A 24,439-nucleotide genomic window follows, 5' to 3' on the forward strand; every position below is an offset into this window, starting at 1 on the left:
GCATATTGAGACTTGCGCAGATAAATTGCAATAGGTTAACGTGTGGAGAGATTTTACAGGAATAATTGACATGGACTCGTTAAAGCCCCTTTCTATACGCAAACATACCCCTTTAATTAATCGCCTACCAGAAACCCGCCTCGCGACTCAGTTTGATAAAGCGAAAGCCGGTTGGGTGGTGTTTGGACACTATCTCTGCCCCAGCAAATTTGAAGACATCGATTTTTTTGTAGGTTACTACAATGCCATTGTCGATGTGTGGAAGGTTGGTGAGTATGAAGTTGCTTTAATGGCCGGAGAGCTAACTGAGCAACACGAAGATATTTTGCAGGCACTTGAGCTCGATTACTCGACCTTGAATGACATGCCAGAGTTGAGCAAGCCAGGGTTGATTGTGCTCGATATGGACTCTACGGCTATTCAGATCGAGTGTATTGATGAAATTGCTAAGCTGGCTGGAGTAGGAGAAGAGGTCTCTGAAGTCACTGAACGAGCAATGCAAGGCGAGCTCGACTTTGAGCAAAGCTTGCGTCAGCGAGTCGGTAAACTAACGGGCGCTGATGAAAGCATTTTAAGTGCCGTACGTGAGCAGCTTCCGCTAATGCCAGATCTTCCTGAACTGATAGGGACATTAAAACAGTATGGTTGGAAGACGGCGATTGCCTCTGGTGGTTTCACATACTTCTCAGACTATTTGCAAGAGTTACTTGGGTTGGATTATGCGCAGTCAAACCAGCTTGAGATCGTTGACGGCAAGTTGACCGGTAAAGTGCTTGGCGATGTCGTTTCAGCGCAGACTAAAGCGGATATTTTACAGCAGCTTGCCGATGACTATGAGATTGAGCCACACAATACGATTGCAGTCGGCGATGGTGCAAATGACCTCGTTATGATGGACGCGGCTGGCTTGGGCATTGCGTATCATGCAAAACCGAAAGTAGAGCAACAAGCTAAGAGTGCCGTTCGTTACGTCGGGCTTGGTGGGATCATTTGTATTTTGTCGGCGATTCTTGTTAAGCAAAAGCGTGTGAGTTTTATGCCTCAGCCGTAAGCGTAGAAAACTTACCACTAAAAAAAGCGAGGGCCACGACCTCGCTTTTTATTGAATAAATACTAGTTGGTTAGCTCTAATCGAATTAATACTTCTTCAGTAATATCAGTCAGTTCACCATAGCCGACAATATTATTGAGCTCTTTTTCTAAGCTACGTGCCTGATGCATGCTGATTTGGGCTAACTCCTCAAGATCTTTTCGAACCAGCGCGGTTATAGGGTTGAAAACAGGTGCGCCACAGATTCGAATCGCATAAAACTCGCCCATCAATTGTGCTCGCTTAATATAATTGATGCGTTCTTTAACGCTCTCAAATTCGCTAGTGAGTTTTGCATCTACTGACTGAATTCGGGTACCAAACTTACTCACACTTAGATATAGCTCTTGGTATTGAGGCTCGGCACCTTCAATTCGCTTCATTGGTTGTGCCAACAAGGTATTCGTATGACCTTTGTATATTGGTGCTAAAGAGAAGTTAGCACCGTCGCCAAGTTTGGCCAAAATAGTCAGGTACGGGCTCAGAGGATAATTCACCCCAATTGCTTTAGGGCGCAGGCTCTTACCTCTTTTCTCAATATAAAGTGGTGAACTGACCATTTTGTCTAACAAGATATCATGCAAACTTTCTAGTAGTTCATTGCTTGGCAGTAGCTCTTTTTTGGCGATAAGTTTGTCTTGGTTGTGCTCAATTAGGCGACCAAAGAAAGTGATGGTACGTATGATCTGTCTCGATTCCTCAATCGCAAGCTGAAGGTGTTTTCCGGTTGGGCTGATACGAATGACTTTATAAGGAACTTCACTGAGCGGAAGATTCTTATCATAGAGCTGCAGTTCTTTGAAATCAATGAAGCAGAGTTCTCCGGCTTTTAAAGTACTCGGGGAGCTAAGAGCAATATTGGCCCCATGCTTAGATATATCAACGGTGACGCCTTCAACAGCCTCGCCATTAGCATCAGTTAGCATGAGCGGTGATTTGAATTGATATCTAGGTTCTCTGCGTCGAGATTGGGCATCAAAGTAGATACACGCTGGATTAGTTGTTGGATTACGTAGGTGACGGAAAGGGTTTAACTCGTTCGCTGCAAGACGTGGCTTATCCGTTAGTAAGTAATCATGGCGACTATTGTCATCAGAGATCTCTTGCAAGACACCACAATGAGTCAGAGTCTCTGCTTCCAGGTCTAATTCACTATAGTGTTGTGATAGCTCTTTTCTCTCATCTGGCGACAATTCAAATACAGAGAGTCTGAACGCTTTCCAACTCTCTTTTTTCGCCCCTACATGCCAAAATAGTTGGCGCAGGTCACGCGTTGCTTCAGGCATCATCATCGAAAAGAATAAGCTCTTCTCTTTATGTTGATGAGTGAAGGCGTAAATCACGTTACTGCTACCTTTGACACCCTCGGTGGTCAATTGCGACATGCGTTGTTGATGAAAAAGGCTACTCAGGGTTTGCTGATTTCGTTCATCGTGCCAGTATTGCCAAATAGGACGGTTATTCTCGGTCATTAGAACCAGTTTTAGCTCATTGCCGCTAAAAAACACTGGTAAGTTGCAGGTGTGCTTCAAGTAGGTATGTTCGAAACCGCGAGCGCGTGCACGGATGATCTTATCTTGATTATCATGACGAGCTTTCTGAGCATCACTTTGTAATAGGTGCTCAATGATCTTTTCAACCAGACTTGAGGTGTCGAGCTTAAGTAGGCGTAAAAACTTAACCGCATCATTTTCATACGACTCGTCAATACCGACAATACGGTAGGGAATTGGCTGATCAATACCTTCGACTTCAACCGACTTTTGTAGCTCAATAAGGGTAACGTCAACGACCTCGCCCAATTTGTAGTCAAAGGCGGAAGGTGCTTTGAATTTCGCACCAGAAGGAGAGATATCAACCGTCAGCGCATTAACTACTTGGTTGTTTGCTAGCTTGATTTCGACTTGGGATGAGATCTTAAGTCGGTTCTCTTTACGCTTTAGATCGTATCCGAGTGTAATTGCTTCGACATCTAAGCCATTGGGGTTAGCTACAACTTCAGTGCCAGTAGGTTTCCCCTGCTTTTGCATGACACGAAAGTTGTTATGGGTATTGATCAGCGCTTCCCATACGCCTTCGGTATAGCCACCAAATTTACGGGTGTTTTTGTGGTATGCGTTAAATGCAACATCGTCTAGCCAGTGCTTTAAACCATCCAGTTCATAAGCGCGGCACTCACCTTTTACTCGTCCACGCAGATCGATGGGCTTGGTACAAGGCGCCATGACGCGATTAAGTTCCATTTTGACTAAAATTTTAGTCGAAGGAGGCTCACCCTCTGTCATTTGGTTAAGAAGATGCTCGAAGTCCTGTGCATGGTATGCTGGAATTAATCGCTCTGCTAACGAGAGTATTTCTGGCTGCTGCATATTTTTTTGTTAGAGTATTCCTTACTCTTGATATCGGCCTTGATATTAAGATCTTTAGTGATATGTTACAGCGAATCAAGTTTCTATGTGAGATAAACGTGCCATGGTGCAGTTTGTGTCACAAATACCATTTTAAATACCTGAGGTTACATGGCAAAAGCGAAAAGAGCATACGTATGTAATGATTGCGGTGCTGATTTTCCACGTTGGCAGGGGCAGTGCAATGCTTGTGGTGCGTGGAATACAATTAGCGAGGTGAGACTGGCGGCATCCCCTGCGGCGGCGAGAAATGAGCGTTTAACGGGGTATGCGGGTAACTCGGGTGAAACCCTAGTGCAGGCGCTGTCTGAGATTGATCTGCAAGAAGTACCTCGCTTTACCACCGGCTATAAAGAGTTTGATCGTGTATTAGGTGGTGGTGTTGTTCCCGGCGCGGCGATTTTAATTGGTGGCAACCCTGGTGCCGGCAAGTCTACATTGCTGCTGCAGACTATGTGTTACCTCGCATCTCAAATGCCAACGCTCTACGTAACCGGCGAGGAATCTCTACAGCAGGTTGCAATGCGCGCTTCTCGATTAGGCTTGCCGAAAGAGAACTTAAAAATGCTGTCCGAAACCAACGTTGATCGCATCTGCCAAATTGCTGAAAAAGAGCAGCCGAAGATCATGGTGATAGACTCAATACAGGTTATGCATGTCGCTGACGTACAATCTTCACCGGGCAGTGTGGCTCAAGTTCGTGAATCGGCAACTGCGTTAACCCGTTACGCTAAGCAAAACAACGTCTCAGTGTTTATCGTTGGCCACGTGACCAAAGATGGCACCCTCGCTGGACCAAAGGTACTAGAACACATCATTGACTGCTCTGTGTTGCTAGACGGCGGTACAGATAACCGATTTAGAACCATGCGTAGCCATAAGAACCGTTTTGGTGCGGTCAACGAGCTAGGCGTATTTGCAATGACAGGGCAGGGGCTGAAAGAAGTCAGTAACCCGTCAGCGATTTTCTTATCACGTGGCGAAGAAGAAACATCTGGCAGTTCAGTGATGGTGGTATGGGAAGGTACTCGACCTCTGCTGGTTGAGATACAGGCTCTCGTTGACTATTCACAGCTTGCGAACCCGCGTCGTGTTGCTGTCGGCCTTGAGCAAAACCGTCTTTCATTACTGCTGGCGGTACTGCATAAACATGGGGGGCTACAAATGGCGGACCAAGATGTATTCGTCAATGTTGTTGGTGGGGTTAAGGTTACTGAAACCAGTGCAGACCTTGCTTTGGTTATGGCGCTGCTTTCAAGCTTCCGCGACCGTGCATTGCCAAAAGATGTAGTGGTATTTGGTGAGGTTGGTCTTGCTGGCGAGATTCGCCCAGTCCCTAGTGGTCAAGAGCGTCTTAATGAAGCGTTCAAACATGGCTTTAAGAAGGCGATTGTTCCTGCCGCAAACATGCCTAAGGGCGGTATCACTGGAATGCAAATTCACGGAGTTAAGAAGCTTTCAGAGGCGATTGAAGCATTTGATGAGCTGTAGCGTGTTAGAGCGGGCTTCGCAGCGACGCTATATACCGTGATTCACTAGACTGTCGAAGGAAGGAGTAGGGAATCTCTATAAAACATCGATTTGCTTTAAGAGATCCCCAATTCATTCGTGCCTCGTTCTCGAGGATGACAGCGTAATTTATTGAAATAAAAAGGGTTGACATTAAGTGCCAACCCTCCAAATTTCTCGCTTCTCGCTTCTCGCTTCTCGCTTCTCGCTTCTCGCTTCTCGCTTCTCGCTTCTCGCTTCTCGCTTCTCGCTTCTCGCTTCTCGCTTCTCGCTTCTCGCTTCTCGCTTCTCGCTTCTCGCTATAACATATCTACGGCTTTTTCGACCGCAGCGATAAAGCGCTCTACATCTTCCATTGTGTTGTAGATGGCAAATGACGCCCTCACAGTACCTTTGACCCCGAGTGCATCCATTAGAGGGTGTGCACAGTGATGCCCTGCTCGAACGGCGATCCCTTGTTGATCAAGTAGTGTCGCAATGTCTTGGTGATGAACGCCGTCCATTACGAACGAGAGCACACTAGCACCTGGCTGGTAGCCAAGAATTTCAATATCTTCTAGTGCGTTGAGGCGTGTATAGGCCTCTGATACGAGCCGGTGGATATGTGACTCAAGTGCTTGTCGGTCAAAGCTTTGATACCAGTTGATGGCCGTGTTTAAAGCAATAGCACCAGCCACGTTAGGCGTACCAGCTTCAAATTTACCCGGAAGTTCACTGTAGGTTGTCCCCTCAAATGAGACTTTCTCTACCATTTTACCGCCGCCGTGCCATGGAGGCATTGCTTCAAGCAGTTCTAGTTTGCCATATAGCACCCCAATACCGGCTGGAGCGTACAGTTTATGGCCAGAGAAAACGTAAAAATCGGCGTTGAGTGAAGCGACGTTCACTTGTTCATGGACGATCCCCTGAGCGCCGTCTACGACAACAATCGCGCCCTTCTGATGAGCAAGCTCGATCACTTGTTCAATAGGTTGGCGAGTACCAGTTACATTGGTGATATGAGCTAAAGCAACGATCTTGGTTTGAGAACAAAGTAGCGATTTAAATGCCTCTAAATCAAACGAACATTCGCTCGCCATCGGCACCTTGACCACTTTAGCCCCAGTTTGCTCAGCAACAATTTGCCATGGAACTATGTTGGCGTGGTGTTCCATTTCACTGATTAAGATTTCATCTCCGGGCTTAAGCGTATGTCGTGCGTAAGTCTGAGCGATTAAGTTCAAAGCTTCTGTAGCGCCTCGAGTCCATACGATCTCGTTACTCGTTGAAGCGCCTAAAAAGTCGGCCACAGTCTGACGAGCTGACTCAAATTGGCTGGTGGCTTTAGCGGTTAAGCTATGGCTTCCACGGTGTACATTGGCGTTTTGGTGACTGTAATAGTCGGTAATTGCCTCGATCACGCAGCGAGGCTTCTGAGTGGTCGCGGCGCTATCTAAATAGACCAGTCGTTGGCCATTGACTTGTTGAAGTAAGGCGGGGAATTGCGCAACCACTGCTTGCACGTCAAACATTATTCGTCACCTAGCTTATGGTATTGTAGCGTTGGTATCGTCACCATAGGCTCTGCAACGGTCCACGCATGTGCTTTACCGGAAAGGTTTATGATGACTTCCATAGCGAACTCTAGTGCGGTGCCTGGCCCTTGGCTAGTTAGCAGGTTGTGGTTTACATCGTAAGTGACTCGTTTAACGCGCCATTTATTCGGATTGATGTGGCTTTCAAAACTAGGATGACAAGTCATTAGTGCGTCGCTATATAGGCCGTGATGAGCAAGAACGAGAGCTGGTGCGGCGCAAATCGCAGCAACCAACTTCCCTTCGTACATCTGCTGGCGAACAATCTCGACCAGAACAGTGCTGTCGCGGAACGTTTCTGCACCTTCAACGCCTCCCGGTAATATGACCGCATCGAATTCATCGTCAGCGATATCGACCAGTTTACAGTCAGCGGTCAGCGTGACACCACGAGAGGCTTTCATTGTTAACTGACCACCGAAGTCGGCACTGGCAACCACAGTTTCGTATCCAGCTCTAACCATCATATCAATGATAGTAATAGCTTCCATTTCTTCACTGCCAGGAGCGATAGGGACGAGGACTTTTTTAGTCATGGTTAATTCCAACCTTGTTCGATGTTTTTAATGGCGTCATACAGCGAGCGGTTTACCGACGTTGCTATATTGTGCTGCTGCGCTTTTTTAATCAAATAGCCAGTAATAAAGTCTATCTCGCTTTGGCGTTGATGAACAATATCTTGCTGCATAGAAGATAAGTTTTTCGCCGTTGCTTGAATGACTTGAGCAACGGACTGACTCAGCATTTCTGAGTTGATATTGATTCCTTCAGCCTGCATCACCGAGGAGACTTCGTTAATTACAGACAGCAGGGTGTCTTGATATTGGCTTTGTGCCAGCTCTCCATTAGCCACTCTGTGTATTGCGGTAAGCGGGTTGATGGCGCAATTGATGGCAAGTTTATTCCAAAGTGCATTAAGGATTGTCGGGTTCCAAATGACTTGGGGAAGTGCGTGTTGGAATACTTCAGCTAAGAATTCACACTGTTTCCCTGCTGAGTTATAGCCACCCAACTCGGTTTTGCCCAATCCAGTGTGTAAGACATGGTGAGGTGACTTTCGATACGCGCCATGAGTTGTTGTTGCAAGAACTAAAGGGTTATCAATGAGTAACTTAGAGACGACTTCAGCGGTACCCATGCCGTTGTGCATTAAGATAACTACGGTGTCTTTATTAATGAATGGCTTAAGCTCAGATAACGCACTCTCTACTTGAGGAGCCTTTAGAGTAACAAGCAATAAGTCAGCATGTTCAAGATCGTGTTTGGAGCGATTAGCGAATTGGACCGAAACATGCTCATCTCTTTGGAGATAAATCGTCGATTCTGCACGTCGAGACCAAAGCGAAACGGAGTGTCCTGCATGATGGAGGTAGGATGCCCATAAAGAGCCGATTGCACCAGGACCGAGAACGACAATATTCATACGATAGATAATCAGTGGGTTTGGCCAAGATCATAAGGTTATCTATAGAGAAAGCCAATAAAAATGGCACCCTAAGGTGCCATTTAGAAATCTATCACTTATAAGTTCAATTAGAACTTGTAAGTTACTGCTAGGTAGTGACCAACGCCTGAAGACTCAGCTTTTTGTGCTGGATTCCAAGGAAGACCTTCATTATCTGCGAAGCCATATACATCATTGTATAGCTTCAGGCCGTAACCAACAGCAAAACGGTCTGAGTGCCAGTAAAGGCCATTGAACATTGCTCCACCTGTACTTGATGTTGCGTAACCTTTGTCTTTATCCATACCAAACTGGAAGTCTACATAACCTTGGTAAGAGATGAATGAACCATTTTCAAAGAAGTGGAAAGGCTTGAACCAGTTAGTCGAGATTTGGTAACCGTTCCAATCTTTTTTGTTTGAATCGTATGTACCGTATAGGTTTAGACCCACTTTACCAAACCAAGGTAGTTCTACATCAGAGCCTAAACCGATTTTCTGAGTGTTAACACCTGGACTACCATCAATACAGCCAGTTGCATCACAGTTAGTAGCACCACCGCCACCCCATTCCATGATGGTTGCTAAGTAAACTTCTTTTACAGGACCAAAAGATAAGTCTTTACCAGTAAGTCCATCTAGAGACATACGTGGAGCGAATTTCATAAAGATCTTCTCTGACTTAGCTTTGTCACTACCAGAATCTGAAGTTAAGTTGAATACATCTACGTAACCGTATAGGTCGAAGATGCCTGAGCGGCCGCCAAATTCCATCTCTAGGTAGTCGTGAGTAGACTCAGCAACACCTTTCTCGTTGAATGCACCCATTAGGTTAAATTGCATCCATTTGTAGTCGTTTTTATGGATATCGCCGTCTGAATAATCAGCAGCCATCGCAGGTGCAGACATTGCAGCTACAACACCAAGAGCTAAAAGTGATTTACGCATAATGGAACTCTCTATGTATGTTAATTCAATATTGATTGGATATTTGTCTAGTTGCACAATCTGTGTTGTGCTTTTCTGGAGCGAATAATAGCGATAAATTCCGCAAAAGCCATGTGCAACATATGCAAAAAAAAACATAAATCGAGTGATCTGGTTCTCATTAACAAACTAAAAATTGAAATGTAACGGAACTAATCATACGTTGCACGAAAAGTGAAGTGGGTATCGATTACGCAAGCGTTTGCTCGTATTTTTATGTCTGTCATGTATTCAACAGATATGGTGAATGATCTTGTTGGGTGCTGGTGACGTAAATGTTAATAACAAAATAGAATGAGAACGTTTATGTCTGAAATTATGCTTTTCCCTCTGAGTTCGGTCGTTTTGCCAGAAGGAAAAATGCGTTTGAGAATCTTCGAACCTAGATACAAGCGGCTAGTTTCCCTAGCGATGCAAAATAAAGGAACGTTTGGTATCTGCCTTTTTGACAGCGATAAGAAAGGTGATGAATTATCGGCTGTTGGTACTCTGGCCAAAATTATTGATTTTGAGTTGTATGAGGACGGCCTACTTGGAATTTCAATTACCGGGTTAAGTAAATTTAAGATTCGGAGCGTTAGAGTCGAACATGACGGTTTAAGGTTTGCTCGGATAGAAAAGCTCCCCAATTGGGGGGCAGAGGAGCTTGACGTCGATGATGTACGGATAACTAGGGATTTAGTTAGAGTTTACCAACAGTTTCCTGATCTTGGTGACCTTTACGAACAACGTTTTTTTGATGATGCGAGTTGGGTTAGCCAACGTTGGTTAGAATTATTGCCAGTCACTAATCAACAATTTGATGAGCTTACATTAGAAACAAATTGTCAGGCAGCGATAAGCTATATTAAAAAGAGTTTAGAAAGACAGTAGCGAAGTGATCGATATTCGGCCCACTACGTAAGCACATATTAAAAAGTGAATCTAAGGCTATCAAAATGGAAAATTTAGATACCCAGACTTTTTCAAAAGAAGAATGGCATTCATACATGGAGAACGTGAAGCAAAGAGACAAAGCTTCATTTGCTGTCATATTTAACCATTTTTCTCCTCGGTTAAAACAGTTTGTTTTTCGTCACATGGGTAACGAGCAGGTTGCGATGGAAATCGTCCAAGAGGCACTCTCAATCGTTTGGCAAAAGAGTGTCCTGTTTGACCCATCCAAGAGTTCGCTTTCGACTTGGATCTACACTATTGCACGTAACTTGTGCTTTGATACATTACGAAAGCAGAAAGGGCGCGATTGCCATCTTCACTCTGAAGATTTGTGGCCGAACGACTACTGCCCGCCTGATATGGTGGAGCATTACTCTCCTGAAATGGATCGGCTTAAGCAGCAGGTGATAAAGTATTTGGATACCTTGCCTGTGGCACAAAGAGAGGTAGTCAAAGCGGTATATCTTGAAGAGCTCCCGCACCAGCAAGTTGCGGATATGTTCGATATACCTTTGGGGACGGTTAAGTCTCGTTTACGGCTAGCTGTTGAAAAGCTACGCGATACTATAGGGGCGGATAAATTATGAGTTATCATCCAGAAACATCTATTTTAGAAGCGTATGCGCAAGGCACGTTGGACGATGTGACCGCTTTTACGATTGCGACACACATCGAGACTTGCCCTAAATGTCGTGCCAAGGTCGATGCTCTTGAGGAGTGCTGTGGAGAAGAGTTAGTCAATGTCTCTACTTTGCCAGTGGATAGTTTTGATGACATGCTAACAAGTATCTTAGCCTTAGAGCCGAGTGATGAGCCATTTAGGCCGAGCAGAAAGCCAACATTTATCGATGTCAATGGTAAGACATTCCGGCTACCGCTGTCGTTGAGTCGCTTTAGAGATCAGATTGGTGAGTGGAAAAGCTATGGTGGCAAAGTCTACAGTGCTTCGATTGAGCTCTCCGACCAAGCTAGAGTTAATCTGATGTATATCTCTGAGGGAGTGACAATTCCTCAACACACCCATAAAGGGCTCGAATCGACACTGGTATTACACGGTAGCTTCAGCGACGAAGATGGTGAGTATCAAGTTGGTGATTACTTACAAAAAGATGCATCAGTTAAACACTCTCCCTTTACTAAACAAGGTGAGGACTGCTTATGCTTAACAGTTCTAACCGAACCTATGCTGTTTACTCAGGGGGTTGCGAGGGTATTTAACCTATTTGGTAAGGGCATGTATCCGTAATTAACCCTAACAAATAAATCAAAAAAGGCTTGGTGAATCACCAAGCCTTTTTGCTTATTTTGAAGCTGCTTCTTCTTGTTCAGCTTCAGCAGACTCATCTCGTCTTCTTGCTTTCTCGAGTAGGTCGGTAAAGTAATGACGCAGCGAGTAGAGCATGATTAAGCTTGGAATAACCATTAACGCTGTAATCACAAAGAACAGCGACCAGTCATTGAGGTAATCAGCAAGTTCACCACTAAACGATGCCAGTGTGGTACGGCCAAAGTTACCCAGTGAAGCTAGTAAGGCATACTGAGTCGCCGAGAAAGCTTGACCTGTTAGTACAGTTAAGAACGACACAAACGCTACTGTTGAGAAGGCAGTTGTGAAGTTATCGACAAGGATGGTGGCTAAGAATAGGTGTTCATTCGGACCAACTTTAGCGATCCACGCAAACATAAGGTTACTTGCCGCCATTGCGATGCCGCCAATCATCAAACCGCGAACAATGCCGAACTTAACATTGAACATACTTCCTACTAAGGTAAAGAAGATTGTCGCTCCCCAGCCAATAAGCTTCGAGTAGTAGCCGATCTGTTCGTTACTAAAGCCAACTTCTTTATAGAAGGTAATCGACATACGGCCGAGGAAGGCTTCACCAATCTTAAATAGGAATACAAACAGCAAGAGTGTGATTGCGACTTGTATGCCGTTTCGTTTGAAGAAGTCTAAGAAAGGCTCGATTACGGTTACGCTGAACCATGCCACCACTTTTGAATTCACAACTTTATTGTGGCGGGCTTCTGCTTGGTGCTGCAGAGCTTCACGATTGGTTTTTGGCTCGCCGACTAATAGAGTAAAGATCATCAAAATACCGACAATAAATGCCATTCCGTAGTAGACGCCATTCCAGCCGATGGTATCTGCGTTGATGAAGGCAAGATACCCAGGAAGTGAATAGCCTGTCCACCAACCAATCACGGCCATCGCAGAAGCTTGAGGTAGCTTAGACGATTGTGATTTCGGGAAAGTATCGATACGGTATGCATCAATGGCGATGTCTTGAGTGGCAGAGGCGATGGCAATGCCAAGCGCTAACATCGAAGTGAACATTAGGTTCTTGGATGGATCCACGCCGGCAATAAACAGAGTGCTGACCAGCACTAAAGATTGGCATAGGAAAATCCAACTACGGCGCTGGCCTAATAAGCTGTGTAGCACTGGCAGTTTGACACGGTCAACCAATGGCGCCCATAAAAAGTTAATCGCGTAAACCGCGAAGACACTACCAAAGTAACCAATTGCAGCGCGTGTTAACCCTGCGTCTTTTAGCCAGCCGGACATATTTGAACCGATCAGTACCCACGGGAAACCGCTCGAACAGCCAAGCATAAAGACCCACATAAGACGTTTATCCATATAACTACGGATAGTCTCTAGCCAAGACATGGAGGGGGAGTCAGAAGACATACACAAATCCTTGTTTGATTTTTTGGTCAGCAAGAAAAATGAGGCTCTAACTTGTGGGTTAGAGCCTAAGAGAATTATTTAAGAAGAGTGGCTTTAGTAATAATGATTGGCTCTACTGGAACATCGCGATAGCGGCCAACTGAGTGAGTTGGTTTTTTACCCATTCCTTGGATGACATCGAATCCTTGAGTCACCTTACCAAATACGGCATAGCCCGGCGGGCGTTGGTCGTAATCTAAAAAGTTGTTGTCAACGAAGTTAATAAAGAACTGTCTGGTTGCTGAATGAGGGTTATTGGTTCTTGCCATCGCAATGGTTGCAGCGTCGTTTTTTAGCCCATTAGACGCTTCGTTTCTTACTGGGGAGTATGTTGGCAACGATTTCATGTTCTTATCGAAACCACCACCTTGTGCCATAAAATTAGGGATCACACGGTGAAATTGACTGCCAACGTAACTGCCATCATTCACGTACTTGAGAAAGTTTGCCACAGTGAGTGGTGCTTTCTCTTGGTTTAACTCAACAGTAAATGAACCAAGGGTGGTTTCAAATTCAACTTTGGGTCCAGCTATCGCTAGACTGCTGAGTAGCGCTAGCGAAGCAATTGCTACCTTTAACATTAGAATCGCTCCTGCATGTACTGTTGAAGCTCTCGGTCATTTGATATTTCTTGAAGGACTAAATTAATTACATCATTTAGTACAGCTTCGATATCTTCATTTGAAGCACTCAGAGCACCAGTACGCTTAGCGGTACCTGTGTAGGTTTTTACCAGTTTACCTTGTGGTGTCTCTGCTGTGATTTCTAGGACGACTTTGCCATCCATCTGGTTTTCCATCACGCTATGCTTAACAGAAACCAACGCTTCTTGCACTTCAATTGCGATAGTGTTTTCACTGCTTACCGTGCTGCGAAAACCTTGTGACTTAAACTGTTCAAGCAGCGCGTTTTCAATTGAGATACGTACGTTTTGCTTAGAGTGAATAGGCTCAATGTTAGAACGACCGCTATCAATAAGTGCAACATACTGCGCAGAGCGAACGTCTTTACTGGTCAAAGTGAATGCTGCGTCTTTTACAAGGTCACTATTGCTCAGAACGGCTTTAGGCATAAAGTTAATTTGTTCTTGCTGTGGTGCTGCACACGCAGTAAGTAGTGCCATTGACGCGGCTAAAACCAGTTTTCTCATTGTAATTTCCTTTATTGTTAACTCTTTGAGCTTACCAAACGTTTAGAGAGATAATAGTGGACTATTTAGTTGCTTGTAAAATAACAAATTTCTTATTGGCTGCCACAACTTTAACGTTTGACTTGCCAAACAGTCTAGCAAGTTTACCATCGTAGCCGAGGTGGCGGTTACCGATAACTAATAATTGTCCACCAACTCTAAGAATTTGCTTTGCATCACAGAACATCTGCCAAGCAATATGATCGGTAATCGCTTGTTGCTGATGGAATGGCGGGTTACACATAATCATGTCGACATCATTTTGCTCTAGGCCATCGAGACAGTTATTGGCGATACACTCTATTTCTCTATCCTCACCTAAGTTTTCAATCAGGTTTTGTCTAGTCGATTCGACAGCCATAAAACTCTCATCAACACAGGTCAATTTTATCGCCGGATTGAGTTGCCCCATTTTGACTGATAACACACCATTGCCACAGCCTAAATCAAGCACATGCTTTAGATTAGGATTGGTTGGTAGATGCTGAATCATGAAGCGTGCACCCAGATCTAAGCTCTCTCCCGAATAAACATTTGGCAGATTATTGAGCTCTATATTTTCACCGTCGACGTTCCAACGTGTGTTAGCCGATACAGGTTTCGGGTTGGCAACATTGGCCTGACTGAAAACTAAGCGATGCTTTTTCCAAGCTAAAGACGTTTTAGTCTCGCCAAGGTGCTTCTCAAATAGTTTGAGTGTTGATGAGTGAATATCTTTGGCTTTATTTACGGCAATCACGGGCACTGATGGGGCCAAAGCTGAACGTAACTGGCTTAGTTGCCATGTGAGGTGACGATTGCTTTTAGGCAACTGCATCAATACCAAATCAACATCGTTAGCGATTGGCTCGATAGTTGTGGCAAAAGAGACTGGGTTGCATTGGTTTAGCGCTAAGTTTTCACGTGTTCCTGTCTGTGAAATAAACGAATCACTCATCATGGTGATTCGATGATTTGTACTGAGCCAGCAACTTAGAGCGCCAAAGTTATCGTTAAGGATAAGAATGTGTTGGTTGGGCTCTAATCCCATATCTTCGATATGGTTGATGAGATATTCATCGCCAGCATCCCAAGCTTGAAGGGTTTCATTGCTTCTTTTTGGGTAACGGAATAAAGAAAGAGTACGCTCGTGCAGTGCAAGCTCAGTTTTCATAGTTGGGACGTTAGGTAATGTGCAATGCGCAAATTGTCGCAAAACCTAGCGGTTGTGGAAACTAAAACCTTTAGCTTTAACTAATCGGATATTATGATTTAATGTTAATAGTCATTCATATTTGATGGTAAAGCACGATGTTGCAAGAAGTAATCGAAACCAAGTTGCGTGAAGCATTCTCGCCTTCAGAGCTCAAAGTGATCAATGAGAGCTTTATGCACAATGTACCGGCTGGCTCAGAAAGCCACTTTAAAGTTGTGATTGTGAGTGAAAAGTTTGAAGGGCAAAGACTTATTGGTCGTCATCGCCAAGTCAATCAAGTTTTGGCTGATGAGCTCGCTAATCATATTCATGCGCTTTCGATGCACACTTACACCGCGAGTGAGTGGAAAGAGCAGAATCAACACGCTCCAGATAGCCCAATGTGCTTGGGTGGTTCAAAATAATAAAATGAGAGGGTAGCGACGGCTACCCTTTTTAGTCAGTGCTAAAGGGGTGCTGTTAACAATGTAGAAACAAATAAATGCAATAGTTAGTTTTAAATAAGATTGTTTCACGATGTGAATGCATTGAATTATACAAAATAACATACAGGAAAAGGTTTGTGCGGTGGCTCAAACTTATGACTATTCCTTAGCCTTTTAAACTCAATTCCTTCGAAATATCTCGGTTATTCATCGGATTCATCATGGCATCAACTTCCAAAAAGATGATAGACTATCGCACCTGATAAATCTCGATGATTTCTTGTTGCGAGATTTTTGAGAGGATGTTGCGATTTTGGTGTTTTAAACGGCGCCAAAACCGGACACTAGTGTCGTGTCTAAAAGTTACGCAATCTAAGAATCTTTTTCCCGATAAAAGTAGTGCAAGTGCGTATGATTACAATAAAGAAGGGTTTGGACCTGCCTGTAGCAGGAACTCCATCCCAGGTGATTAATGATGGTAAGACCATCAAAAAAGTCGCCTTGCTTGGCGAAGAGTACGTCGGCATGCGTCCTACTATGCATGTCCGCGTAGGCGATGAAGTAAAGAAAGCTCAAGTTCTTTTTGAAGATAAAAAGAACCCAGGTGTGAAATTTACTTCACCAGCAGCTGGTAAAGTGATCGAGGTTAACCGTGGCGCTAAGCGTGTACTTCAGTCTGTAGTGATTGAAGTGGCAGGCGAAGAGCAGGTTACTTTCGATAAGTTTGAAGCTGGCCAACTAGCAAGTCTTGACCGTGAAGCGGTTAAAACTCAGCTTGTTGATTCAGGTCTTTGGACTGCTTTACGTACTCGTCCGTTCAGCAAGGTTCCAGCAATCGAGTCTTCTACACAGGCTATCTTCGTAACTGCAATGGATACCAATCCGTTAGCAGCTCAGCCTGAGTTGATCATCAATGAACAGCAAGAAGCGTTCGTTGCCGGTTTAGACCTGCTTTCAACCCTGACAGATGGCAAGGTTTACGTATGTAAATCTGGCACAAGTCTGCCTCGTTCTTCTCAGTCAAATGTTGAAGAGCACGTATTTGATGGCCCTCACCCAGCAGGTCTTGCTGGCACCCACATGCATTTCCTATACCCAGTGAATGTAGAAAATGTGGCGTGGAGCATCAACTACCAAGACGTTATTGCGTTCGGTCAGTTGTTCCTAACTGGTGAGCTTTACACTGATCGTGTTATTTCTCTGGCTGGCCCAGTGGTAAATAACCCTCGTTTAGTTCGTACAACTCTAGGTGCAAGCCTAGAAGAGGTGACGGACAGCGAGCTGATGCCAGGTGAAGTTCGTGTGATTTCTGGTTCGGTACTTTCTGGTACTCATGCGACTGGACCTCACGCATACCTAGGTCGTTACCACGTTCAGGTTTCTGTATTACGTGAAGGCCGTGAAAAAGAACTGTTTGGCTGGGCTACGCCTGGTAAGAATAAGTTCTCGGTAACTCGCTCATTCCTTGGTCATATCTTCAAAGGTCAGTTGTTCAACATGACAACAACGACTAACGGTAGTGATCGTTCTATGGTTCCAATTGGTAACTACGAACGCGTAATGCCATTAGATATGGAACCGACTCTGCTACTTCGTGATCTATGTGCAGGTGATACTGACAGTGCAGCAGCACTAGGTGCACTTGAACTGGATGAAGATGATGTAGCACTGTGTACCTTTGTGTGTCCTGGTAAATACGAATACGGTGAACTCCTTCGTGAATGCCTAGATACCATTCAGAAGGAAGGGTAATTTTTCATGGGCCTTAAAAAGTTTATTGAAGACATCGAGCATCATTTTGAGCCGGGTGGTAAACATGAGAAGTGGTTCGCGCTTTACGAAGCTGCTGCAACCCTTTTCTACACACCAGGTTTAGTAACGAAAAAAAGCTCGCACGTTCGTGATAGCGTTGACTTAAAACGTATCATGATCATGGTTTGGTTTGCGGTATTCCCAGCAATGTTCTGGGGTATGTACAACGCAGGTGGCCAAGCTATCGCTGCACTTAACCACATGTATGTTGGTGACCAACTTGCAGCAGTAGTATCAGGTAACTGGCACTACTGGCTAACTGAAATGCTGGGTGGCACCTTAGCCGCCGACGCAGGCGTTGGCAGTAAGATGATCTTGGGTGCAACTTACTTCCTACCTATCTACGCGACGGTATTTATCGTTGGTGGTTTCTGGGAAGTGCTGTTCTGTATGGTGCGTAAGCACGAAGTTAACGAAGGTTTCTTTGTTACTTCTATTCTGTTTGCACTTATCGTTCCACCTACGCTACCTCTATGGCAAGCAGCACTAGGTATTACCTTCGGTGTTGTCGTTGCTAAAGAAATCTTCGGTGGTACTGGTCGTAACTTCCTTAACCCAGCACTTGCTGGTCGTGCGTTCCTATTCTTCGCTTACCCAGCTCAAATCTCGGGTGACGTAGTATGGACAGCCGCTGATGGCTTCTCTGGTGCGACGGCACTTAGCCAATGGGCTCACGGCGGTAGCGGCGCGTTGATTAACAACGTCACTGGCACTCCTATTACTTGGTTGGATGCATTCATCGGTAACATCCCTGGTTCAATTGGTGAAGTATCGACTCTTGCTCTGATGATCGGTGCAGCAATGATCGTCTACATGCGTATTGCATCTTGGCGCATCATCGCAGGTGTGATGATCGGTATGATTGCAACAGCGACGTTGTTCAACGTTATCGGCTCTGACACTAACCCAATGTTCAACATGCCATGGCACTGGCACCTAGTTCTAGGTGGCTTTGCGTTCGGTATGTTCTTTATGGCAACGGACCCTGTATCAGCGTCATTTACTAACAAAGGTAAATGGTGGTACGGCGCGTTAATCGGCGTGATGTGTATACTAATCCGTGTTGTGAACCCAGCATACCCAGAAGGTATGATGCTGGCGATTCTATTCGCGAACTTGTTTGCACCTCTGTTCGACCATGTGGTTATCGAGAAGAACATCAAGCGGAGACTAGCACGCTATGGCAAGTAATAACGACAGCATTAAAAAGACGCTGGGTGTTGTTGTCGGGTTGAGCCTTGTTTGTTCAATCATCGTATCAACAGCAGCGGTAGGTCTACGTGACAAGCAAAAAGCTAACGCTGTACTAGACAAGCAAACTAAGATCGTTGAGGTTGCGGGTATTGACGCTGATGGTAAGACAGTACCTGAGCTATTTGCACAGTACATTGAACCTCGTCTAGTTAACTTTGACACTGGTGCGTTTGTTGACGGCGATGCTGCAACTTACGATCAGCGCAAAGCAGCAAAAGATCCAGCAGAGTCTATCAAGCTAACCGCTGACCAAGACAAAGCTAAGATCATACGTCGTGCTAACACAGGTGTTGTATACCTAGTGAAAGATGGCGACGCTGTCTCTAAGATCATCCTACCGGTCCACGGTACTGGTCTTTGGTCAATGATGTACGCATTCGTTGCGGTTGAAACTGACGGTAACACTGTGTCTGGTATCACTTACTACGAGCAAGGTGAAACTCCTGGACTTGGTGGTGAAGTAGAGAACCCAGCATGGCGTGCTCAATTCGTTGGCAAGAAACTATTCGACGAGAACTACAAACCAGCAATCAAGATTGTTAAAGGTGGTGCTCCAGAAGGTTCTGAACACGGCATTGACGGCCTATCTGGTGCGACACTAACTGGTAACGGTGTTCAAGGTACATTCGACTTCTGGTTAGGTGACATGGGCTTTGGTCCTTTCCTAGCAAAAGTTCGTGACGGAGGTCTGAACTAATGTCTAGCGCACAAAACATTAAAAAGAGCATTATGGCGCCGGTGTTGGATAACAACCCAATCGCGCTACAGGTTCTTGGTGTATGTTCTGCTCTTGCAGTAACAACTAAACTAGAAACAGCATTTGTAATGACACTAGCGGTAACATTCGTAACTGCACTGTCGAACTTCTCTGTTTCTCTAATCCGTAACCACATTCCTAACAGTGTGCGTATCATCGTTCAAATGGCGATCATCGCATCTCTAGTAATCGTGGTAGACCAAGTGCTTAAAGCATACCTATACGATATCTCTAAGCAGCTATCGGTATTCGTAGGTCTGATCATTACGAACTGTATCGTAATGGGTCGTGCTGAAGCGTTTGCGATGAAGTCTGCGCCAATCCCATCTCTAATCGATGGTATCGGTAACGGTCTTGGTTACGGTTTCGTTCTTATCACTGTTGGTTTCTTCCGCGAGCTATTTGGCTCAGGCAAATTATTTGGCCTAGAAGTACTACCTCTAGTGAGCAACGGTGGTTGGTATCAGCCAAACGGCCTGATGCTACTTGCACCATCAGCATTCTTCTTAATCGGTTTCATGATCTGGGCTATCCGCATTATCAGACCTGAACAAATCGAAGCGAAGGAGTAAGGACGTCATGGAACATTACATCAGTCTGTTAGTTAAATCGATTTTCATCGAAAACATGGCACTGTCTTTCTTCCTAGGTATGTGTACTTTCCTTGCTGTATCTAAGAAAGTTAAGACCTCTTTCGGTCTGGGTGTGGCAGTTGTGGTAGTACTAACTATCGCGGTTCCTGTGAACAACCTAGTTTACAACCTAGTTTTGAAAGAGAACGCGTTGGTTGAGGGCGTAGACCTTAGCTTCCTAAACTTCATCACCTTTATCGGTGTAATTGCGGCACTTGTACAGATTCTAGAGATGGTTCTTGACCGTTTCTTCCCACCTTTGTACAACGCGCTAGGCATCTTCCTACCGCTGATCACAGTAAACTGTGCGATCTTCGGTGGTGTATCTTTCATGGTACAACGTGACTACAACTTTGCTGAATCTGTTGTTTACGGCTTTGGTTCTGGTGTGGGCTGGATGCTAGCAATCGTTGCTCTTGCAGGTATCCGTGAGAAGATGAAGTATTCAGACGTACCTCCTGGTCTACGTGGTCTAGGCATCACGTTTATCACTGTAGGTCTAATGGCGTTAGGCTTCATGTCTTTCTCTGGTGTTCAACTGTAAGTCGGGTAAACCGCAACAATTAAGGAATAGTCAATGGACATTATTCTTGGTGTAGTGATGTTTACTCTGATCGTACTTGCGCTAGTACTAGTGATTCTTTTCGCTAAGTCTAAGCTTGTACCAACAGGTGACATTACAATTTCTGTTAACGATGACCCTTCACTGGCAATCGTTACACAACCAGGTGGTAAGCTACTATCTGCGTTAGCTGGTGCTGGCGTATTCGTATCTTCTGCTTGTGGTGGCGGTGGCTCTTGTGGTCAGTGTCGCGTAAAAGTTAAATCAGGTGGTGGCGATATCCTACCTACCGAGCTTGACCATATTACTAAAGGTGAAGCGCGTGAAGGTGAGCGTCTAGCGTGTCAGGTTGCAATGAAAACTGACATGGACATCGAACTTCCTGAAGAAATATTTGGCGTTAAGAAGTGGGAATGTTCAGTTATCTCTAACGATAACAAAGCAACATTCATCAAAGAGCTTAAGCTGCAAATTCCAGATGGCGAATCAGTACCTTTCCGTGCTGGTGGTTACATCCAGATTGAAGCACCAGCTCACCACGTTAAGTACGCTGACTTTGATGTACCTGAAGAGTACCGTGAAGATTGGGACAAATTTAACTTGTTCCGTTACGAGTCTAAGGTAAACGAAGAAACGATCCGTGCTTACTCAATGGCTAACTACCCAGAAGAAGAAGGTATTATTATGCTGAACGTGCGTATCGCTACGCCGCCGCCTAATAATCCTGATGTACCACCTGGTATCATGTCATCGTTCATCTGGTCGCTAAAAGAAGGCGACAAGTGTACGATTTCAGGTCCATTCGGTGAGTTCTTCGCGAAAGACACTGATGCTGAAATGGTATTCGTTGGTGGTGGTGCAGGTATGGCTCCAATGCGTTCTCATATCTTCGACCAGCTAAAACGTCTGCAGTCTAAGCGTAAGATGTCATTCTGGTACGGTGCACGTTCTAAGCGTGAAATGTTCTACGTAGAAGACTTCGATGGCCTAGCGGCTGAGAACGATAACTTCGTATGGCACTGTGCACTGTCTGACCCTATGCCAGAAGATAACTGGGATGGTTACACAGGCTTCATCCACAACGTATTGTACGAGAACTACCTGAAGGATCACGAAGCTCCTGAAGATTGTGAGTACTACATGTGTGGTCCACCGATGATGAACGCAGCTGTTATTGGCATGCTAAAAGATCTTGGTGTAGAAGATGAAAACATTCTACTGGATGACTTCGGCGGTTAATCTGTCTAAGTGATTGATACTATGGCTGGCTCTTAAGGGCCAGCCATTTCTTTTTGAATCTTAGTAATTGATATAGAAAATTGGTCTCTAAGCTGAACCCATTTCCTATATCCATTTAACGACAATAGGAGTTAACAAGTGAAAAAGTGGCTTGTTGTATTTGCTTCTCTATTGGTTCTTGCAGGTTGTGAAAAACCGGTAGAGCAAGTCCATCTTAGTGGCCCGACGATGGGGACGACTTATAATATTAAGTATATTCCATCGGATAACACACCATCGCCGGAGTCTCTTCAAGCAAACGTTGATCGCCTTCTGGAACAGGTAAATGATCAGATGTCGACGTATCGTAAAGACTCTGAATTAAGCCGTTTTAATCAGAGTAAAGACTTACAACCATTTGAAGTTTCGCCTCAAACGGCTACAGTTGTGAAAGAAGCGATGCGATTGAACGGTCTCACTCAAGGTGCATTAGACATAACCGTCGGGCCATTGGTTAATCTTTGGGGGTTTGGGCCAGAAGCACGGCAAGATGTTGTTCCAACTGATGAAGAGTTGGCTGAACGTAAAGCGATGACAGGAATAGAACACCTTGTTGTTGAGGGCAATACTCTAAAAAAAGATATTCCTAACTTATACGTAGACCTATCAACAATTGCGAAAGGTTGGGGGGTCGATGTAGTTGCAAATTATATCCAGTCACAAGGCATTCAAAACTACATGGTAGAAGTTGGTGGTGAAATGCGCTTGAAAGGCATTAACCGCGACGGTGTGCCGTGGCGTATTGCTATTGAAAAACCTACGGTTGATGAACGAGCGATTCAAGAAATCATTGAACCTGGTGATATGGCTATTGCGACTTCGGGTGATTACCGTAATTACTTTGAACGTGATGGTGTGCGTTACTCTCACATTATTAATCCAGAGACAGGAAAACCTATCAATCATAAAGTCGTGTCGGTTACTGTTTTGGATAAATCTTCGATGACTGCTGACGGCTTAGCAACTGGTCTTATGGTTTTGGGCGTAGAAAAAGGGATGAAAGTAGCTGAAGAAAACAATATCCCTGTGTTTATGATTGAAAAAACTGAAAACGGATTCAAAGAGCTTGCATCTACTGCATACAAGCCTTTTATGAATAAATAATTACCCGAGTGAGCTATCATATGAGTACATATTTCATTACTTTTGGCGTCTTTCTCGCTGTTATAGCAGCCATGTCGATTGGATATATTATCCAGAAGAAAGTGGTTAAGGGCAGTTGTGGCGGCTTGGGTGCAGTGGGTATCGATAAGGTATGTAACTGTCCTGAACCTTGTGATGCACGTAAAAAGCGTGAGGCTCGTGAAGCGGCTCGACAAGAAAAGCTCGCAGCATGGGAAAAAGATCGTATTGCTTAATTCTCTCGCAAAAAGATAAGCAAAAAAGCACCAGCTCTATGCTGGTGCTTTTGTATCTAAGATAAGGATATAAGTTGCTATGAGGAGATGGTTTGATTACGCCCCGCAGCCTTCGCTGAGTATAAGAGGTCATCAGCAATCTTAATTTGAGCGTTTAGGTCTGTATTCTGGCTACATACTCCGATACTGATCGTCACCTGAATTTTCTGGCCATTGTGCTTTATAGATGTTTTTTCAACACGCTTACGCATATTTTCAATTCGACTAATGAACTTATCGAATGGAGCACAAGACTGGATGCAGAACTCTTCTCCACCAAAACGTACCACCACATCCTCTGTGAAATAAATTTTCAGGATGTTGGCAACCATCTTTAATGTTGCGTCACCACCATCATGCCCATAGGTATCATTGACCTTTTTAAAGTGGTCAATGTCGAGCATGGCAATATTGCTGTGTTCGCAACCAGTGCAGCTTTGATTGAAGAGAAAGCGCCGATTCCATAAGCCTGTCAACGCGTCTTGGTTTGCTAGCTTATACAGTTCGTCGGTTGCATCTTTCATATCTAATAGTTGATGAACGCGGCAATAAAACTCTTCTTGATTGAACGGTTTAGTGAGGAAATCATTGGCTCCCGCTTTTAGGAATTGTGCGGTGAGGGTTTTTGATTCGTTTCCGGATAAGCCCAAAATCGCTAAGCTATTCTTATCATAACTTTGCCGAATCTCACGGGTCATGATGATGCCATCTTTCTCGGGCATATCATGATCGGTGATAATAAAAGTGATATCCGAGTTCTCTTCAAGCTTTTCTAGTGCTTGTTGTCCATTTTCGGCTTGAGTTGTACGAATATATTGGTGTTCGAGAAGTTGGGCGACATGGTTACGTACAGTAGGAGAGTCATCGACGACAAGAGCATGATGATGATCGTTATTGAGCAACCTTTTGGTCAAAGGAAGTAGGTAAGAGACAGACGTCATACTGTCCTTTAGTATGTAGTCAACCACCCCTTTAGCGATAAATCGTTCGCGCGCTTCATCATTAAATGTTGCCGTTAATACGATAGCTTTTTGGCGGTACGAAAGTACTAGATCGATAACTTCGCCGTCTTGTGCATCGGGCAAGCAGTAATCGAGTACAGCAAAACGGAAGTCCTTGTGTTGCTTTAATAGCAGTTCAGCTTGATCATATGATTCCGCATCATAAACCTGACAACCAAGGGCTGCCAATTGCTGGACCAAGTAATTTCTATACGTACGGCTATCCTCGACAACTAACACTTTATTGTTCAATGTC

General features: G+C 44.6%; 24 protein-coding genes. 14 read left to right on the forward strand and 10 right to left on the reverse strand.

The genetic code is table 11. From position 1 onward, the window contains the following. The first annotated feature begins 70 nt into the window (after positions 1-70). On the forward strand, positions 71-1,051 hold the full coding sequence (gene serB / locus ACU01J_RS15150; RefSeq protein WP_481086462.1) for a phosphoserine phosphatase: 981 nt from the start codon (positions 71-73) through the stop codon (positions 1,049-1,051). Between the two features lie 62 nt (positions 1,052-1,113). Here serB and ACU01J_RS15155 read toward each other — a convergent pair whose 3' ends face one another. After that, positions 1,114-3,459: a PilZ domain-containing protein gene (locus tag ACU01J_RS15155; protein WP_481086463.1), complete on the reverse strand. Its 2,346-nt coding sequence runs from the start codon at positions 3,457-3,459 to the stop codon at positions 1,114-1,116. A gap of 150 nt (positions 3,460-3,609) precedes the next feature. On the opposite strand from ACU01J_RS15155, the gene radA reads away from it, so the two are divergent. Further along, entirely contained in the window at positions 3,610-4,989 is a 1,380-nt protein-coding gene (gene radA / locus ACU01J_RS15160; protein ID WP_481086464.1) for a DNA repair protein RadA, read from the forward strand. A 317-nt stretch (positions 4,990-5,306) separates the two neighbouring features. Here the strand turns inward: radA and csdA are convergent, their stop codons facing one another. The 4 genes from csdA to ACU01J_RS15180 form a co-directional block, all read right to left on the reverse strand. Then, positions 5,307-6,518 (reverse strand): cysteine desulfurase CsdA, encoded by a 1,212-nt coding sequence (gene csdA / locus ACU01J_RS15165; RefSeq protein WP_481086465.1) that lies wholly within the window; start codon positions 6,516-6,518, stop codon positions 5,307-5,309. Beyond that, positions 6,518-7,117 (reverse strand): DJ-1 family glyoxalase III, encoded by a 600-nt coding sequence (locus tag ACU01J_RS15170; RefSeq protein WP_481086466.1) that lies wholly within the window; start codon positions 7,115-7,117, stop codon positions 6,518-6,520. The genes csdA and ACU01J_RS15170 overlap by 1 nt, the downstream gene beginning before the upstream one ends. Before the next feature lie 2 nt (positions 7,118-7,119). Continuing rightward, positions 7,120-8,004 (reverse strand): 2-dehydropantoate 2-reductase, encoded by an 885-nt coding sequence (gene panE / locus ACU01J_RS15175; protein WP_481086467.1) that lies wholly within the window; start codon positions 8,002-8,004, stop codon positions 7,120-7,122. A 110-nt stretch (positions 8,005-8,114) separates the two neighbouring features. After that, positions 8,115-8,972: a nucleoside-specific channel-forming Tsx family protein gene (locus tag ACU01J_RS15180; RefSeq protein ID WP_481086468.1), complete on the reverse strand. Its 858-nt coding sequence runs from the start codon at positions 8,970-8,972 to the stop codon at positions 8,115-8,117. 345 nt (positions 8,973-9,317) lie between these two features. Here ACU01J_RS15180 and ACU01J_RS15185 point away from each other — a divergent pair, with 345 nt between their 5' ends. The 3 genes from ACU01J_RS15185 (at position 9,318) to ACU01J_RS15195 (ending at position 11,193) form a co-directional block, all read left to right on the forward strand. Then, positions 9,318-9,884: an LON peptidase substrate-binding domain-containing protein gene (locus tag ACU01J_RS15185; RefSeq protein WP_481086469.1), complete on the forward strand. Its 567-nt coding sequence runs from the start codon at positions 9,318-9,320 to the stop codon at positions 9,882-9,884. A 65-nt stretch (positions 9,885-9,949) separates the two neighbouring features. Then, positions 9,950-10,534: a sigma-70 family RNA polymerase sigma factor gene (locus ACU01J_RS15190; RefSeq protein WP_481086470.1), complete on the forward strand. Its 585-nt coding sequence runs from the start codon at positions 9,950-9,952 to the stop codon at positions 10,532-10,534. After that, complete coding sequence (locus tag ACU01J_RS15195) at positions 10,531-11,193, forward strand: ChrR family anti-sigma-E factor (protein ID WP_481086471.1); 663 nt, start codon at positions 10,531-10,533, stop codon at positions 11,191-11,193. The genes ACU01J_RS15190 and ACU01J_RS15195 overlap by 4 nt, the downstream gene beginning before the upstream one ends. A 54-nt stretch (positions 11,194-11,247) precedes the next feature. Here the strand turns inward: ACU01J_RS15195 and ACU01J_RS15200 are convergent, their stop codons facing one another. The 4 genes from ACU01J_RS15200 to ACU01J_RS15215 form a co-directional block, all read right to left on the reverse strand. Continuing rightward, a complete protein-coding gene (locus ACU01J_RS15200; RefSeq protein WP_481086472.1) occupies positions 11,248-12,642 on the reverse strand; it encodes an AmpG family muropeptide MFS transporter in 1,395 nt (464 codons plus the stop codon). A 74-nt stretch (positions 12,643-12,716) separates the two neighbouring features. After that, entirely contained in the window at positions 12,717-13,262 is a 546-nt protein-coding gene (locus ACU01J_RS15205; protein ID WP_481086473.1) for a peptidylprolyl isomerase, read from the reverse strand. Beyond that, a complete protein-coding gene (locus ACU01J_RS15210) occupies positions 13,262-13,831 on the reverse strand; it encodes a YajG family lipoprotein (RefSeq protein WP_481086474.1) in 570 nt (189 codons plus the stop codon). Before ACU01J_RS15210 ends, ACU01J_RS15205 begins: the two co-directional genes overlap by 1 nt. Before the next feature lie 61 nt (positions 13,832-13,892). Then, positions 13,893-15,023, reverse strand: coding sequence for a methyltransferase (locus ACU01J_RS15215; RefSeq protein ID WP_481086475.1), 1,131 nt, complete (start codon positions 15,021-15,023; stop codon positions 13,893-13,895). Between the two features lie 137 nt (positions 15,024-15,160). Between ACU01J_RS15215 and bolA the strand changes: the two genes are divergently transcribed. From bolA to nqrM, 9 genes are all read left to right on the forward strand, one after another. Further along, entirely contained in the window at positions 15,161-15,469 is a 309-nt protein-coding gene (bolA, locus tag ACU01J_RS15220; RefSeq protein ID WP_481086476.1) for a transcriptional regulator BolA, read from the forward strand. A gap of 432 nt (positions 15,470-15,901) precedes the next feature. Continuing rightward, positions 15,902-17,242: a Na(+)-translocating NADH-quinone reductase subunit A gene (locus tag ACU01J_RS15225; RefSeq protein ID WP_481086477.1), complete on the forward strand. Its 1,341-nt coding sequence runs from the start codon at positions 15,902-15,904 to the stop codon at positions 17,240-17,242. Positions 17,243-17,248: 6 nt separating this feature from the next. Next, on the forward strand, positions 17,249-18,493 hold the full coding sequence (locus tag ACU01J_RS15230; protein ID WP_481086478.1) for an NADH:ubiquinone reductase (Na(+)-transporting) subunit B: 1,245 nt from the start codon (positions 17,249-17,251) through the stop codon (positions 18,491-18,493). Continuing rightward, a complete protein-coding gene (locus ACU01J_RS15235; protein ID WP_481086479.1) occupies positions 18,483-19,253 on the forward strand; it encodes a Na(+)-translocating NADH-quinone reductase subunit C in 771 nt (256 codons plus the stop codon). Before ACU01J_RS15230 ends, ACU01J_RS15235 begins: the two co-directional genes overlap by 11 nt. Then, the gene (locus ACU01J_RS15240; protein ID WP_005436651.1) at positions 19,253-19,885 is read left to right on the forward strand and encodes an NADH:ubiquinone reductase (Na(+)-transporting) subunit D; all 633 of its coding nucleotides are present in this window, start codon (positions 19,253-19,255) and stop codon (positions 19,883-19,885) included. Before ACU01J_RS15235 ends, ACU01J_RS15240 begins: the two co-directional genes overlap by 1 nt. A 7-nt stretch (positions 19,886-19,892) precedes the next feature. Next, positions 19,893-20,489 carry an NADH:ubiquinone reductase (Na(+)-transporting) subunit E gene (nqrE, locus tag ACU01J_RS15245; RefSeq protein ID WP_005436652.1) on the forward strand — a complete coding sequence of 199 codons (597 nt, stop codon included), beginning with the start codon at positions 19,893-19,895 and terminating at the stop codon, positions 20,487-20,489. A 33-nt stretch (positions 20,490-20,522) separates the two neighbouring features. Then, positions 20,523-21,746 carry an NADH:ubiquinone reductase (Na(+)-transporting) subunit F gene (gene nqrF, locus ACU01J_RS15250; protein ID WP_481086480.1) on the forward strand — a complete coding sequence of 408 codons (1,224 nt, stop codon included), beginning with the start codon at positions 20,523-20,525 and terminating at the stop codon, positions 21,744-21,746. A gap of 138 nt (positions 21,747-21,884) precedes the next feature. Continuing rightward, a complete protein-coding gene (locus tag ACU01J_RS15255; protein ID WP_481086481.1) occupies positions 21,885-22,889 on the forward strand; it encodes an FAD:protein FMN transferase in 1,005 nt (334 codons plus the stop codon). 20 nt (positions 22,890-22,909) lie between these two features. Then, the gene (gene nqrM, locus ACU01J_RS15260; RefSeq protein WP_481086482.1) at positions 22,910-23,143 is read left to right on the forward strand and encodes a (Na+)-NQR maturation NqrM; all 234 of its coding nucleotides are present in this window, start codon (positions 22,910-22,912) and stop codon (positions 23,141-23,143) included. 77 nt (positions 23,144-23,220) lie between these two features. Here nqrM and ACU01J_RS15265 read toward each other — a convergent pair whose 3' ends face one another. Then, positions 23,221-24,435: a GGDEF domain-containing response regulator gene (locus ACU01J_RS15265; protein WP_481086483.1), complete on the reverse strand. Its 1,215-nt coding sequence runs from the start codon at positions 24,433-24,435 to the stop codon at positions 23,221-23,223. Positions 24,436-24,439: the final 4 nt, after the last annotated feature.

The organism is Vibrio sp. 2433-A1, from assembly GCF_056726085.1.

What these genes read in the sequence shown, in the direction of transcription:
- ACU01J_RS15155 (WP_481086463.1), bottom strand. Translation starts at nt 3,459, where the DNA reads ATGCAGCAGCCAGAAATACTCTCGTTAGCAGAGCGATTAATTCCAGCA.
- nqrE (WP_005436652.1), top strand. Translation starts at nt 19,893, where the DNA reads ATGGAACATTACATCAGTCTGTTAGTTAAATCGATTTTCATCGAAAAC.
- ACU01J_RS15210 (WP_481086474.1), bottom strand. Translation starts at nt 13,831, where the DNA reads ATGAGAAAACTGGTTTTAGCCGCGTCAATGGCACTACTTACTGCGTGT.
- ACU01J_RS15230 (WP_481086478.1), top strand. Translation starts at nt 17,249, where the DNA reads ATGGGCCTTAAAAAGTTTATTGAAGACATCGAGCATCATTTTGAGCCG.
- ACU01J_RS15180 (WP_481086468.1), bottom strand. Translation starts at nt 8,972, where the DNA reads ATGCGTAAATCACTTTTAGCTCTTGGTGTTGTAGCTGCAATGTCTGCA.
- ACU01J_RS15190 (WP_481086470.1), top strand. Translation starts at nt 9,950, where the DNA reads ATGGAAAATTTAGATACCCAGACTTTTTCAAAAGAAGAATGGCATTCA.
- ACU01J_RS15240 (WP_005436651.1), top strand. Translation starts at nt 19,253, where the DNA reads ATGTCTAGCGCACAAAACATTAAAAAGAGCATTATGGCGCCGGTGTTG.
- ACU01J_RS15235 (WP_481086479.1), top strand. Translation starts at nt 18,483, where the DNA reads ATGGCAAGTAATAACGACAGCATTAAAAAGACGCTGGGTGTTGTTGTC.
- ACU01J_RS15170 (WP_481086466.1), bottom strand. Translation starts at nt 7,117, where the DNA reads ATGACTAAAAAAGTCCTCGTCCCTATCGCTCCTGGCAGTGAAGAAATG.
- serB (WP_481086462.1), top strand. Translation starts at nt 71, where the DNA reads ATGGACTCGTTAAAGCCCCTTTCTATACGCAAACATACCCCTTTAATT.
- ACU01J_RS15200 (WP_481086472.1), bottom strand. Translation starts at nt 12,642, where the DNA reads ATGTCTTCTGACTCCCCCTCCATGTCTTGGCTAGAGACTATCCGTAGT.
- ACU01J_RS15195 (WP_481086471.1), top strand. Translation starts at nt 10,531, where the DNA reads ATGAGTTATCATCCAGAAACATCTATTTTAGAAGCGTATGCGCAAGGC.
- ACU01J_RS15225 (WP_481086477.1), top strand. Translation starts at nt 15,902, where the DNA reads ATGATTACAATAAAGAAGGGTTTGGACCTGCCTGTAGCAGGAACTCCA.
- bolA (WP_481086476.1), top strand. Translation starts at nt 15,161, where the DNA reads ATGTTGCAAGAAGTAATCGAAACCAAGTTGCGTGAAGCATTCTCGCCT.
- nqrM (WP_481086482.1), top strand. Translation starts at nt 22,910, where the DNA reads ATGAGTACATATTTCATTACTTTTGGCGTCTTTCTCGCTGTTATAGCA.
- radA (WP_481086464.1), top strand. Translation starts at nt 3,610, where the DNA reads ATGGCAAAAGCGAAAAGAGCATACGTATGTAATGATTGCGGTGCTGAT.
- ACU01J_RS15185 (WP_481086469.1), top strand. Translation starts at nt 9,318, where the DNA reads ATGTCTGAAATTATGCTTTTCCCTCTGAGTTCGGTCGTTTTGCCAGAA.
- panE (WP_481086467.1), bottom strand. Translation starts at nt 8,004, where the DNA reads ATGAATATTGTCGTTCTCGGTCCTGGTGCAATCGGCTCTTTATGGGCA.
- ACU01J_RS15205 (WP_481086473.1), bottom strand. Translation starts at nt 13,262, where the DNA reads ATGTTAAAGGTAGCAATTGCTTCGCTAGCGCTACTCAGCAGTCTAGCG.
- csdA (WP_481086465.1), bottom strand. Translation starts at nt 6,518, where the DNA reads ATGTTTGACGTGCAAGCAGTGGTTGCGCAATTCCCCGCCTTACTTCAA.
- nqrF (WP_481086480.1), top strand. Translation starts at nt 20,523, where the DNA reads ATGGACATTATTCTTGGTGTAGTGATGTTTACTCTGATCGTACTTGCG.
- ACU01J_RS15215 (WP_481086475.1), bottom strand. Translation starts at nt 15,023, where the DNA reads ATGAAAACTGAGCTTGCACTGCACGAGCGTACTCTTTCTTTATTCCGT.